Source organism: Photorhabdus viridis (assembly GCF_040256935.1).
GTDB classification, from domain to species: Bacteria; Pseudomonadota; Gammaproteobacteria; order Enterobacterales; family Enterobacteriaceae; genus Photorhabdus; species Photorhabdus viridis.
On sequence record NZ_JBEJZY010000070.1, the window covers coordinates 1 to 12,775 of the forward strand.

The 12,775-nt window shown below is 33.9% G+C and carries 12 protein-coding genes and 2 pseudogenes; 1 reads left to right on the forward strand and 13 read right to left on the reverse strand.

The genetic code is table 11. From position 1 onward, the window contains the following. Nucleotides 1–111: 111 nt before the first annotated feature. A pseudogene (locus tag ABR397_RS20920) lies at nt 112–537 on the forward strand (ISAs1 family transposase); the annotation flags it as partial. 233 nt (nt 538–770) lie between these two features. On the opposite strand, the pseudogene ABR397_RS20925 reads toward ABR397_RS20920, so the two are convergent. The 13 genes and pseudogenes from ABR397_RS20925 to ABR397_RS20985 all read right to left on the reverse strand — a co-directional run bounded on the left by ABR397_RS20925 (nt 771) and on the right by ABR397_RS20985 (nt 12,596). Beyond that, nucleotides 771–1,641: pseudogene (locus ABR397_RS20925) on the reverse strand (IS110 family RNA-guided transposase). 171 nt (nt 1,642–1,812) lie between these two features. Then, nucleotides 1,813–2,559 (reverse strand): nucleotidyltransferase domain-containing protein, encoded by a 747-nt coding sequence (locus tag ABR397_RS20930; RefSeq protein ID WP_350307401.1) that lies wholly within the window; start codon nt 2,557–2,559, stop codon nt 1,813–1,815. A gap of 85 nt (nt 2,560–2,644) precedes the next feature. Next, nucleotides 2,645–3,454 carry a glycosyltransferase family 2 protein gene (locus ABR397_RS20935; protein ID WP_350307402.1) on the reverse strand — a complete coding sequence of 270 codons (810 nt, stop codon included), beginning with the start codon at nt 3,452–3,454 and terminating at the stop codon, nt 2,645–2,647. Nucleotides 3,455–3,479: 25 nt separating this feature from the next. After that, nucleotides 3,480–4,370: a glycosyltransferase family 2 protein gene (locus tag ABR397_RS20940; RefSeq protein ID WP_350307403.1), complete on the reverse strand. Its 891-nt coding sequence runs from the start codon at nt 4,368–4,370 to the stop codon at nt 3,480–3,482. Between the two features lie 37 nt (nt 4,371–4,407). After that, complete coding sequence (locus ABR397_RS20945) at nt 4,408–5,112, reverse strand: hypothetical protein (RefSeq protein WP_350307404.1); 705 nt, start codon at nt 5,110–5,112, stop codon at nt 4,408–4,410. Between the two features lie 6 nt (nt 5,113–5,118). Further along, on the reverse strand, nt 5,119–6,333 hold the full coding sequence (locus ABR397_RS20950; RefSeq protein WP_350307405.1) for a glycosyltransferase: 1,215 nt from the start codon (nt 6,331–6,333) through the stop codon (nt 5,119–5,121). 161 nt (nt 6,334–6,494) lie between these two features. Further along, the gene (locus ABR397_RS20955; protein WP_350307406.1) at nt 6,495–7,463 is read right to left on the reverse strand and encodes an IS30-like element ISPlu1 family transposase; all 969 of its coding nucleotides are present in this window, start codon (nt 7,461–7,463) and stop codon (nt 6,495–6,497) included. Between the two features lie 99 nt (nt 7,464–7,562). Continuing rightward, nucleotides 7,563–8,177 carry a rhomboid family intramembrane serine protease gene (locus tag ABR397_RS20960; protein ID WP_350307407.1) on the reverse strand — a complete coding sequence of 205 codons (615 nt, stop codon included), beginning with the start codon at nt 8,175–8,177 and terminating at the stop codon, nt 7,563–7,565. Between the two features lie 21 nt (nt 8,178–8,198). Beyond that, nucleotides 8,199–9,308, reverse strand: coding sequence for a hypothetical protein (locus tag ABR397_RS20965; protein ID WP_350307408.1), 1,110 nt, complete (start codon nt 9,306–9,308; stop codon nt 8,199–8,201). A gap of 310 nt (nt 9,309–9,618) precedes the next feature. Then, entirely contained in the window at nt 9,619–9,780 is a 162-nt protein-coding gene (locus ABR397_RS25510) for a transposase (protein ID WP_350307409.1), read from the reverse strand. A 173-nt stretch (nt 9,781–9,953) separates the two neighbouring features. After that, the gene (locus ABR397_RS20975) at nt 9,954–11,333 is read right to left on the reverse strand and encodes an FAD-binding oxidoreductase (RefSeq protein WP_350307410.1); all 1,380 of its coding nucleotides are present in this window, start codon (nt 11,331–11,333) and stop codon (nt 9,954–9,956) included. A 132-nt stretch (nt 11,334–11,465) separates the two neighbouring features. Next, nucleotides 11,466–11,996: an isopentenyl-diphosphate Delta-isomerase gene (idi, locus tag ABR397_RS20980; RefSeq protein WP_350307411.1), complete on the reverse strand. Its 531-nt coding sequence runs from the start codon at nt 11,994–11,996 to the stop codon at nt 11,466–11,468. A 15-nt stretch (nt 11,997–12,011) separates the two neighbouring features. Next, nucleotides 12,012–12,596, reverse strand: coding sequence for a geranylgeranylglyceryl/heptaprenylglyceryl phosphate synthase (locus tag ABR397_RS20985; RefSeq protein ID WP_350307412.1), 585 nt, complete (start codon nt 12,594–12,596; stop codon nt 12,012–12,014). Nucleotides 12,597–12,775 lie beyond the last annotated feature (179 nt).

The following is a 12,775-nucleotide window of genomic DNA, read 5'->3' on the forward strand; positions in this document are numbered from 1 at the left end:
AAAAATATCAAAGCACATGGTTTTTGCTCTCAAAAAGAGAGTATGAGATCATAACTATTACTGTCGGTCAAATCTGATTTTTTTAACAAAATATTCACGATCTTGCCCTGGCATGGACGGACAGAATTCCGTCATGTTATGCAAATTCATGCGGCATTGCCAGCAGCACTTCAGGAAAAATGGTCATCAATACAGTCTGTTATCGAAGTGGTCAGTGAACGCAGTGTGAAAGGCCAACCAGTCCACCGTGATTCACGCTGGTATGTGAGTTCGTTGCCTTTAGATGTGGAGCGGGCTGCCACGGCAATAAGAAAGCATTGGTCAGTGGAAAATGAGCTACACTGGGTTTTGGACGTCACCTTTCGGGAAGATGCTATCTCGCTTAAAGATCCTGATGGTGCAGCACAAATGGCTCTTTTTAATCGAATAGCATTAAATGTGATTAAACAAAATACGAGTATAAAAGATAATCAAGCAGCGAAACGTCGAAGAGCGACTTGGTCAGGGGAATTTCGTAGCCAACTTATCTTTGATTAAATTAAATACAAAGTGGAATCCTGCCCTGCTCAAGTGGGTGAGTAAATTTTTCTGACAACGTAGTCGCAAACATATATTCGGCTTCAATGAACCCTGATGAAAATCCGCACTCTCTGCCCTCATTATTCCAACAGTCTCGATAGACTGAGTTATTTACCAGGTTCACAGAGAGTCGGTTCTACCTGTCAGTACATCAACTTATGGACTTCTACATCATTTACATCATGGGTCACTCATCGTGGTTCATAACTCGATTGTTGGCTGACCAGAGCCCAGGCTATTCGGGCATTTTTATTTGCCAGGGCAACTGCCGCTTTATTGAGCCCGCAGCGGGCTATCACGCCTTTTAATTGGAACCAGCCCCAGATAACGGGCAAAATGGCGGCCATTTTTGAAATCCGTACTCTCTCCCAGCGCTATCATCAAAGCGGATGCCCCCAGTGGACCAATACCCGGTAGCGTCAGTAGACGGCGAATATCTTCCTCTTGTGCGTTCAAATGGTTGAGGCGTTTATCCAGTATTTTCAGACGCTGCTGCTGTTCTTTGAGTTCAAGCAAGAGTTCCTGAAATAATTCACGGCTTAGCGGGGTCAGGTCATTTTCCGCGTTTTCCAGATGCTCAGGCAAACATTGCTCAACCTTGTGAGCGCTTTCGGGTATGGCAATGCCATATTCTAAGCCTAATCCCCGTACTTGATTAATCAGCGCCGTTCTGTTTTTCATTAGCCGCTGACGAACACGATGCAAACACTGAATATCCTGTTGTTTCTGTGTTTTTTCCGGCACATAACGCATCCCTGGACGGCTGTCTGCTTCCACAATAGCCACGGCATCATTTTTATCATTCTTGCTGCCCATTCTGAATGGGGCGACATATTGGGGGCTGATTTGCTTCACCTCATGACCAAAGCGTTTAAATTGTCGGCTCCAGTAATTTGCGCTGCCACAAGCCTCCATCACTATTTTGGAAGGGGGTTGTTGAGCAATGAATGTCATCAGTTTATCGCGCGTTACCACGGTATTTTTAATCATTTTTCCGAGCGGAGACGCAATATGTAATTGAAACACTCGCTTTGCCAGATCAATGCCGATAACTTGTTCCATTGGACACCTCTTCATATTTTTGCTGATGTATTCAGCATGGCTCACTGAAGCCGTTTTAGGGAGGTGTCCATTTCATTATTTCATAATTCTGCTACACATGGCCGTCTTCAAATCATTATTATATATAGAATTATGAGTAGTATAAGATGTAGCACTATTTTGGGATCTTATTTAGTTCTCAACCACATTCAGTATGTGCATAATGCCCTGACTCACAAAATTTTCATCAGAATTTGTTTCACCACCAAGAAGCATAATAACCTCTCTATAAAGAAAATCTATTTCCTCAATTCTTGTTTCTATATGATTAGGGCTCATTGCCAGTGAGAAATGCTCAGCAAAACTTTCATCAATATCTTTGAGCTGGCTAATCATTTTGCGAAAACCTTGCAGTCCCCAATGACGATGAAGTCTGATATAAGAATCTGTAATATTGAGCAAAAACTTAGAACATGCAAATTCGAAAAATCCAAGGTCATCTTTCACTTGATGTACCTTCCGGTATAGGCTTTCAATTAGCAATGCACTTTTCCTCCTATTTTCTATAGAAAATGTTTCTACAATAGGCGACTCGACTATAGAATAGGTTTTTAGTTTCAATTCTCTTGCTATATTTTTATTATCAAAAATAATCTCTGAATCCAACATATGCTTTATTGTTGGTCCATGCTTATGAGATAAAAGTTTCACTAAAGATTTTTCTGCCATATACCGAAGTTCAAATTCTACTTCACGATAGACTATCTTCTTTCTAAATAAATCAATTTCACTTCCATGTATAATAAGCAAGTCAATATCACTGCTTTCATTTTTATACTTACCTGTGAAATATGATCCATATCCAAGAATAGCTAAGACTTTTTCTTCTCTCTTTATTTTTTCTACAATTTCTTTTAAGCATTCTTTAATGTCGTCCATACTACCTCACTTAGAGTATCTGTCACGAAAAATATAAAAATCATTCACTGGAAACTACAGCATATTTCACATCAAAACATTTCAACTATTTTAACTCGATTTCATTCAGGTGAAATTGAACATCGTTGGGTTTGTTCATATACTCTGACAATGGTAAGTTACTCTTTATTGTATTTCGTAATTGATCTAGCTTCTTAATATAATTTAATCTAGTTTCTGATTGGAATCCAGTAACAGGCGATGTGGTAAGAGAGCTTTCTCTTTCTACCTTTACATAGAGGGGACGGTTAATATTCCTGACCTTTACACAATGAATAGCCCTAAGTAAAAAATCATCATCAGCAGCAATTCTAGTTGTACCATCAAAACCACCAAGGGTACGAAATATACTAAATCTAATTAACTGAGAAGGTTGAAAACTCAGATACTTCTTACCAAGTTGATGTGCAATATAAGGGATTCTATAAAATTTCTTAATGCGAAATGAGTTAACCGTATGGAAATTTTGGTAGAAATCTATATATGAAGAACCTAATATATCAATATAACTATTTTTTCTCATCAGATTATATAGGCAATCTAGTCTCGTTGGTACAGAATAGTCATCTGCATCATGAAAGGTTATAAATTCAGTATCAATTCTATTGATGATATCATTTTTCAATCGATAAGCTCCGACATTAACATCACTCCTAAACAACCTGATATTTAAATTAGTTTTACTTGCTAAATATTCTAAAACATGTCGGAGCTGTATATAGTTGTCTTCTGATGAATGATCATCAGCAACTAAAATATGCACATCACTCAAACAAGTTCTCATTATAGACTCAATAGCACTAACAATAAGTATAGGCTGATTATAATGGGGGATTAGTACAGAAACTCTACTCATGTGAGCTACTCATTCAAAATAATTATCAGTTATTCAAATTACAATGAACACCTTCAACTACAATTCCAAATTGGCGAAATATCTTTATTAAATAATGTACGTACAAGCTTGAATGCCAAAAGAAAAAACCAAGCTTCACAATAGTAAATGGGATAATGAGAGCAGTAATCCATACCTTACTCAGGTCATTATTATTAAATATCCTATAATTTGTTCTTCCTACTCTAAAACTTCTTTTTAAGACCCAAGAAATATTTGCACGATTTTGTTCGTAGAATTCATAGGCCAGTGCATCACAGCAATAGAAACAGCTGATCCCAATTTGCTTTGCTCTATGGAAAAAATCTGTATCCTCTCCTCCTGTAACACCAAAACTCAAGTCAAACAGCTGCTCCTTCATCGATTCATATACTCGGCGTACAATAAATACATTACAAGTGCTGACATTTATATCTTTAGGATCTGATACTAATAAATCTCGGTAATAAAATGAAACTTTTTCCATCCATTTTCTTTTTTTATCCAAAAAAATAGGATAAGTGTTACCTTGTATCACATCAGAATTTGTCTGTATCTGGCATTCAATAAGTGCATCTAACCACCGAGGACTAACAATCTCATCATCATCAATCATAGCAACTGCATCGCACTTATATGTTTCAAAGGCCAAAGTTAACAGCATATTTCTAACTAATGAGATATTTTTATCTTCAACAAGAATGACATCAATATGGAAATTAAAATCATCTTTGATTTCATTGATCATGTTAAAAGACTCTTGCTGAGAAGAATCGTTATCTGCCACAATGGCAGTATAGTTATTTGATGTCTCTAATTTTTCAATGGATTTCAATAAACGTAATAATGATGAACTACGTTTATAAGTAGGAATAAGAATTGCTACTTGCCGTAACATCTATTACCTCCTAATAAATTTAACTATAATGAAGTCATCATGCTCTATCTTTCTGAATGTATTTTAAATTAAACGTATCTCTCAACCATTTAAAATCATTAATGGTTAATAACAAGAATTCCATATTTTCAATGTTTTCCTCATAAAAATGAGCAGCATCATGAGCTCCTTTTGATATCCAGTCACCAAACTCTATCTGAGTATCAATTAAACTCCATGCCGTTAATCTTTCTTTACATATAATATCTTCTTTAGGATTTTCCCTTGGTATACTGAGTTTTATACATTCTCGAAAAGCAGCTCTCCAAGAATGGAAACTGCTTGTGTTAATAACTGTATCTGAAGCAACAATATTGACTACACGATAATCAGGGCTAAGAGATATGGTCATATCTCCAGAAAAATGTTTAACATCCTGAAACAAGCTTTTATTAAATAATTTCACACCTCCATTCCCATAGCATAAGCGATTAGCTGAGTTAACACTTCTCCATACATAAGTCGCAGTTGAGCATAAAGGTTCCACAGGGAACTCAAAATTAAATTCATCTCTAATTTTATTGTCTCCGTCTACAACAAAGAACCATTTAGCCGTTACAGAATCAGAAGCAACTTTATGAGCGTTTAAGATACCATTAACACCATGAATTCTTTTTGCATCAGGAAATCTATTTTTCAAATGATTCCAATTAGATTCGGCACATGGTTCATCATAAGATATAAAGACAATGTCATATTTCATCTATATTCACCGTTCAGAAAATCCATCATTAAGTATTATGTTAGCTAAATGTTTACTTTGAATATTAATATTGAAGTCATTCATTATTTTTTTATGTGCATTCGTCCTCATAATATCTTTATCCTTTTTACTCAACTCGTCTATATATGATATTTTTTCTGATAAAGCTACAATATCTCCTTCATTAACAAGAAATCCATTGACATTATTTTCAATTAACTCGGTAATCCCACTATGGTAAGTAGACAAAACTATCTTTTTCATAGCCATTGCCTCCATTAATACCACTGGTATACCTTCCATGTCCCCAGAGTTAGATATTTTGGATGGAAGTATTAAAACATCTGCGTCTTTCATAAAATCTAAGACTATGTGATGGGGTTGAAAACCATGCATTTTTATATGTTCATTCAAATTAAGCTTTAATATTAATTCATAACAATAGTTATCGAGCTCCCCATCGCCAACAATGTCTAAAGTAAATGACACTTCACTGCTTATTCGTGCTAGAGATAACAATAAATCAGGCAATCCTTTTTTTTCTGTCAAACGGCCGACAAAAATTATCTTCATTTTTTCTTTATTAGATTCATTTGGATATAAACATGAAAGAGCATCAATATCAATCCCCAGATGTAGCACCTCAACATTGGTAGGATTACATCCTAGATTGATGATTCTATTACGCATATGTTCACAAACCGAAAAAATTTTATTTGCTTGCTCAAATAAAATTCCGTAATGACTTCTCAGATCATTAAGACTCTTTTCTTTAGTAATTTCATATGCATGTAATACACTATATAGTGCATTCTTAATATATCCATATTTTTTCAATTGTGCCGCCATGATACTAGCCATACCAAAATGGCTTATAACGATATCATTAGGTTTTATTTGTGACGGATTGGATAGAAATTTAAAGAACAAGCGCTTACGGTAACAATTTAGTTTAAATAAACTAATTCTAGAAAAGAAATAACCAGAGATTATAGAAAAATAAATAAACTTTAACATTGCATATATAGGATGAATGTTTTTTATATCTCCTAGACAAACATAGGGGATTGTAGAATCATTGGCACAGATTGTATCACTAGATTTAGAAACAGATACAACTCTTACATTAAATCCTTCTTTCTTCAAACTGATAATCTGTTGATGTACAAAAGTTTGTGTTAAGACTGGGTATTCTTCAAGAAAAAAAACTATATCACGCACAGAAGATCCTTTTCTTTTTATATGGTTAAACAGAACCACACTAACATAGAAATTATACTGTAATCTATTCCTTTAATTTTTATCACAGAGGGTTTCATAGAACATTCTCACATTATTAATTTATTCGTGGATGGTAGATTCACATAATAAGTGCAACATCGTTAATCTGGAAGTAAACATGTTCGTATTCCTTTAAATAATTCATTCGGTGTTTTCCCACCCCGTGTTTTTCGAGGGCGATTATTTAATCGGTTTACCACAAAATTTATTTCCTGATCAGAGATTTCATTAAAATTGGTTCCCTTTGGAAAGTATTGTCTGATTAACCCATTGATATTCTCATTGATCCCTCTTTCCCAAGGTGAATAAGGGTGAGCAAAGTAAATTTGGGTTTCTAATTCTTCACCGATGATTTCATGATCTGCGAACTCCAAACCGTTATCGAACGTGATGGTCTTAAACTTTTGTTTTAACGGGTATAATACTTTCATTGCCGCTTTCGCGACTTCTGATGCCTGCTTGCTATCAAGTTTAACGATAATTGTATACAGCGTCTTGCGGTCAACCAATGTTAATAAGACACTTTTTTTATCTTTCCCTATTATCGTATCTCCTTCCCAGTCCCCAATACGTTCTTTTTTATCAACAATTTCCGGGCGTTCATCAATACTGACCCGATTTTTAATTTTACCTCTTCTCTCATAGCGACCATAGCGTTTGCGATAGGGTTTTCTGGCTATTCGCAGATGTTGCCATAAATCACCCCCCTCCCTTTTATCTTGATAAATCAGTCTATAAATCGTCTCATGATGCAAAGATATCCCTTTATGTTGCTTCAAATAATCAGCCACCTGTTCAGGGCTTAAATCTTTCCAAATTAACCGTTTTATCCACCTTTTTACTTCCGGCGTTATTTTCACGGCTTTCTTAGCAAAATGACGACGCGCCAATACCTTCAAATGAGCCTGTTCAGGGCAGTATGTCTGGACTTCTTGATTTCTCTTCAATTCTCTGCTGATGGTCGATGGGCTTCTCTTAAGTGACTTCGCAATAAAAAGCTGTGAAAAACCCGCTTCTCTTAAACTGGAAATCGGGTATCTTTCTGTTTCGGTCAGTTGTGTATAGGCCATAGTGCATTTTCTTTTGGCGAGAAAGATGCCTACTATAGCAACTGACCGCCCTTCTGAAAAATTGCACTTATTAGTCGAATCCGCCGATAATTATTATTTTCAAATAACAACATTATCAAAATAAGATTTATTTTTCCTATAGAAAAATAAACTCATTGTAAGCCCAATACAAATAGAAAGAACATGACCAGGCTTAGGGTAGTGAACATAAATAAAATCTAAAGCTATTGCCGGCAGCATGGAAAAAACAACAGCAAACTTTAATATACTAGAGGTATGCTCTTTGACAAAAACCAACAGTAATGCAAAAGAAGATACGCCCAAAACAGCTTGTGATGCTCCTGTACCAATATTCCAAGGGTAACTAACAAAGTTAGTGCTATAAAGAGTTCCCAAAGCACCAGAAGTAAACCATAAAACTAATAAAAATTTAGATCCAAGATGTTTTTCTAATAAAATTCCCAGTATGGAAAGTGATAGCACATTGTAGACCATATGCAGTTGTTTAACATGTATGAACTGAGAAACCAGAAGTCGCCAATACTCAAATTCATATAATTTATTTGGTGTTAACCCTCCATATTTCTCTAGTTCTAGAATACTTATTTTACCGATAAAACTATCTGTTAATGAATATGAAACAAATGTGGAATAAACAATTGTCACACATACTATAAATACTGTTGTTATAGGGGGTTTTTCAATTTGAAACATTCAATACTTCCTTCATAATCATTACATGACATCACAAATTATATCAGGTAAATCTTTAAGTGCAATAACCATATCATCACTTTTACTTAATTCTATGTTACGCTTAAAGTTAGTTACAATCTCAGGATTATCCAACCATTTTTTTATTAAGCTAGACCCATTAGATTGATTTTCAAAACAAAAACCAAATTTTCTTTTGTTTGTCAACTCTACTATCCATTTTTCCATTGATAATCCAGAGAAATGTACTAGAACTGGTAAATTGAATCTAATTGATTCCAATACTGTGTTTGGACCAGATTTGGAGTATAGAAATGATCTGTTGTTTGTTGAAGCCTCTAGTATCAATTTTAGATAATCCTTATTAGCTAATGTATTATAAATGCATGCTCTATCTGCATACTTCCTATTTAAATCTATGCATTCATCATACAATTTCTTATTCGAAACAATAACCATGAATATTTTAGGTTTCGACGGATGTTCGAAAGAAGTTTTTAATACATCAAAGTAACCTTCTTCACATCCATTGCAGAGAATTAAAATAGAAGGAATGTCCTGCTGATCGATTTGATAGTTTGAAACTGGCTTAAATAATGGAATAGTCTCTAGTCTATGAAATTTTTCAACCATATCAGAATTTGGGTAATAATTTGTAGTTCTAATCGTCAAATCACTACTAAAATGTTGATGTATTTTAATATCTAACAAACCTGGATTAGTTATGAAGTTCACGGTTTTGAAATCAAAATCGAATTTATTTTTGAATGCATGGACTATTTTGGCAATAACACCTTTTGTCGATATAATTAACGATGGAAAATCATTTTCAATGACACTCGATAATGATTCATTTAATACCTGCTCATTATTGAAATTACTAATCCACGAACTAATATCATCTATCAACTCATCATATAGCTTCAATTTAATGTGAGAGTCATAATAACTTGCAGAAATCTCTTGCATCCTTAATCCAAACTTGCTGAACACAGGTACTAATTCATCAAAACAGATTAATTCTGTAGAAAAAACTTCTTTCCTAGCTAGTTCTGATTCAATTTTTTTTGCTGCTTCATAATTTCCCATTCGCCCCCAAGTTCTCATGCAAATAATCAATATCTTCTTCATTTAAGTAATATCCCCACAGTAAATTGTTAATATAAATTCACAATCTCATATAAATTCACAATCTTCACATGATTGAGTTTTAATATATTTTCTAGTAGATTTCACTATCTAATCGTATTAATAGATATATGTTACAAATTTTATCTAATTATCTAGTTGAACAATACGCACGATTATCAATTAGAAAATAAAGTTTCTTGTTATATGAATGATAAGTACTCAAGAGAAATTAATTGCAAATTGGTCACCGTAACCCTCCAATAAAGTCTTTAGCTCATACTTCATTATCTTTAGTCCAAGTCATAAAACGTCACCAACGGTATTTGGCCTGTTTCCAGACGATTTCAATCAGATTCAACTCCGGGCTGTAGGCAGGAAGATAACATAAAAACATGTTGTACTCTCGTAACCAGCGGTCTTTGTTTTTTGTACGGACGTCTCGGTGCTGGTGATTAAAGGCAAGTTGTTGCAACGTGATTCGTTCAGGCTCAGAAAGGGCTATCTACGATTTCATAAAAACAGGCGGAAAGTCAGATTATCGTATTACCCATTATAACAAGAATGCAGATAATTCATCTAATTAACTTAGTTCATTTCTATACTGATAAAATCAGAATATCTACATGGCATTGATATGCTATATCACTAATGCTCCATGAAAAAATCATAATTATTTACGATTCCTTTAGGATCCAGGTGTTTCTTGAGTTCTAAAATTTTCATATAATCATCTCCATATGTTTTTATTTTATCTTCATATTTCATTTCATGCCATCCCGCAAGATAAGGCCGACCTTCATTTAAAATACACTCTTCTAATATTTGACTATGCAATAACTTTAATTTTTCATATTCTTTTTTTTCGTTTCTAGGAAACGTAAAGTACACCCCAACCCCGAATACAATTCCACTCATTTTTTTTGATATAGGCTCGAAAGGAAAGAACTTACTTAAACTAGGACTTTTCTTTAAAATTATAAGAAGCCGACCTTTATTCCTTATAAAAACGTCATTGTTAATTACTCTATTTAATAGAAAATTAGCAAAAACCATAATATTATTCTGATCAACACAATAATCTCCCCAAAGATTGACATGGTCTCTATTCCAGAGATCATGCCTATAGGCACCAAATGTTCTTCCTCTATAATCGTTTACTGAATGGTATTTGTAGCCAATACACCTTGTCACTTGACATTCTAATATCTTATTAATAATATCGATCTGATCAGAGTTATTGCTGAGAATCATATTAACATAGTATCTGCCTCGGTATAATTGACATGTGACAGCTTCAATATTCAGATTGGAATACTCAGATATAAATATCAGAAAACTCAGTAAATGAAGAATTCCATCAAACTCTATCACATAAAGTATGTTCTCTACTCTTAATGGAATTGCTTCAAAAGTCACATCTTCAATAATACCAAATATTCCTAATGATGCGAGTCCAAAATTATAAAGTTCGGAATTTGAATCTTCTGAACATCTATGCCTTTTTCCATCAGGTGTTATTAGCGTATACGATTGAATACATGATGCTTGACTTCCATATAGATATGAATCTTCTCCATATCCACCAATAGAAAGTGTTCCTCCAACAGTCGTATCAGGATGCCTAGTCAAGATAGGAAATGATAAGCCATTTTTTCTCAAAAAATACTCAACAGACAACCAAGTTTCAAAAGCTGAAACTTTAAACTTATACTCATCTATTTTTTCAAATACCGGATTTTCGACTGATACTACTAATACAATTCCCTTTGAAAGCGATTGTGTACCAAAAGAATGCCCAACACCACGTATATTTATTGGTATCTCATTTATATTACAATAGTGAATTATAACTATTATTGAATCTGTATTTTTCGCACAGACAACAGCAAGCGGTGGTGTTGAATACATTCCACCAAAGTTTGTACAAAATGTTGATAAATATTCTTCCATCAATATGGCATAAACTCCATGCAATTGATTAAGATTATTATAAATTGTCTTTTTTTCATGCCAAGTAGTATTCATTATTCTAGAACCTGATTTTATTCCATAGTTAGAAAAAAAGGTATACTTTTATGAAAACCTATCAAAATAGAGGATATTTCGTATCATGCAGACTTATAGTATACTCTTGATTAAATACTTTATACATATTAATCAGCACAATTTATCAAAGTGGTTCTGTAATATCTCTCTCCACTCTTTCTTGAACCAAGGCGTACAAAACTCTTCATTATTATTAATATATTCTTGGACATCTTTAATATTAATAAAAAATCCTGCTGATACTTCTTTTGGGTTTTCCGTTGGTGGTGTATCAGTAAAAACAACAAAGACATGACATAATTCATATTCATATCCTACATCTTTATATTTTTCTTTATATTGGAACTTATATAAAAATTTTGGTTCTTCATTTATTACAATACCGAGTTCTTCTTCCGCACGTCTCATCACGGCATGAGAAATTTCTTCATCCGGTCTCGGGTGACTGCAATATGAGTTAGACCAATATCCAGGCCAGAGTAATTTAGACTGTGCTCTCTGCTGAATGTATACCTCATTTTTTGAATTAATAATAAAGCAGGAAAAGGCACGGTGAAGATAATCACCGTTTAAATGAGCGTCTATCTTATTAATGCATCCGACTCTGTTATCATTCTCATCGACTAAAACCACATCTTCCATATTAGAGACTCCTCATTAATATATTATTTCTTTATTTAATATGTTTATAGCGTTGTTATTCCAATTGACTTCTTCAAATGTAGTTCCAATTGAAACAAAATCAGCGCCAGAATATAACAGGTTATTTACCTGCTCAGTGTTTGATATTCCTCCACTAACAAACAACAGTGTATTATCTCCAACAATAGATTTTACAAAACTGCATATTTCATTAGAAATAACTCTGTTTCTTGAGTAAAGGTAAAAAACCTTCAATAAATTGAAATCTATACCTTCCAATGCTCTAGCAATACTTTCTGTTGAGTGATCTACAGTTTTTGAATAAACAAATTTTTGAGACTTTTTATCATTACCTAGAACAAGAGCAGCAGAACTGATTAAACAGTTGTCACCATACTTTTCAATACTCTGCTTGATGGACTCTCTCTCTAATGATAAAGAGCTATAGTATTCCACATTGGAATTTATCACTGATGTGGCAAAAAATGCATCTGCGTGAGGTGATGAAGGAAATCCGTTTGGTTTCTGAGGAGGAAAATGCGTTATGATAGGGATGGTTTTAATCTTCGATGTGGCAGCTATAAAGGGAGATACTTTCATCTCAAAGTTTTCACAATCCGTACTAGCTATTATACAAAAAGGAGCATATTTTTGAAAGGTTAATAATCTATACCCGTAATCATTGAAGATGCTTGATTTTATCCGAAATGGAGATCATTATCCTCGCTATGAAAATATTTATTACATCAGAACAAAAAATCAAACTTGAACGTCTTCAC

Coding starts and splice junctions, on each gene's coding strand:
- ABR397_RS20960 (WP_350307407.1), bottom strand. CDS start 8,177: ATGTTTCAAATTGAAAAACCCCCTATAACAACAGTATTTATAGTATGT.
- ABR397_RS20985 (WP_350307412.1), bottom strand. CDS start 12,596: ATGAAAGTATCTCCCTTTATAGCTGCCACATCGAAGATTAAAACCATC.
- idi (WP_350307411.1), bottom strand. CDS start 11,996: ATGGAAGATGTGGTTTTAGTCGATGAGAATGATAACAGAGTCGGATGC.
- ABR397_RS20965 (WP_350307408.1), bottom strand. CDS start 9,308: ATGAAGAAGATATTGATTATTTGCATGAGAACTTGGGGGCGAATGGGA.
- ABR397_RS20975 (WP_350307410.1), bottom strand. CDS start 11,333: ATGAATACTACTTGGCATGAAAAAAAGACAATTTATAATAATCTTAAT.
- ABR397_RS20935 (WP_350307402.1), bottom strand. CDS start 3,454: ATGAGTAGAGTTTCTGTACTAATCCCCCATTATAATCAGCCTATACTT.
- ABR397_RS20955 (WP_350307406.1), bottom strand. CDS start 7,463: ATGGCCTATACACAACTGACCGAAACAGAAAGATACCCGATTTCCAGT.
- ABR397_RS20945 (WP_350307404.1), bottom strand. CDS start 5,112: ATGAAATATGACATTGTCTTTATATCTTATGATGAACCATGTGCCGAA.
- ABR397_RS20940 (WP_350307403.1), bottom strand. CDS start 4,370: ATGTTACGGCAAGTAGCAATTCTTATTCCTACTTATAAACGTAGTTCA.
- ABR397_RS20930 (WP_350307401.1), bottom strand. CDS start 2,559: ATGGACGACATTAAAGAATGCTTAAAAGAAATTGTAGAAAAAATAAAG.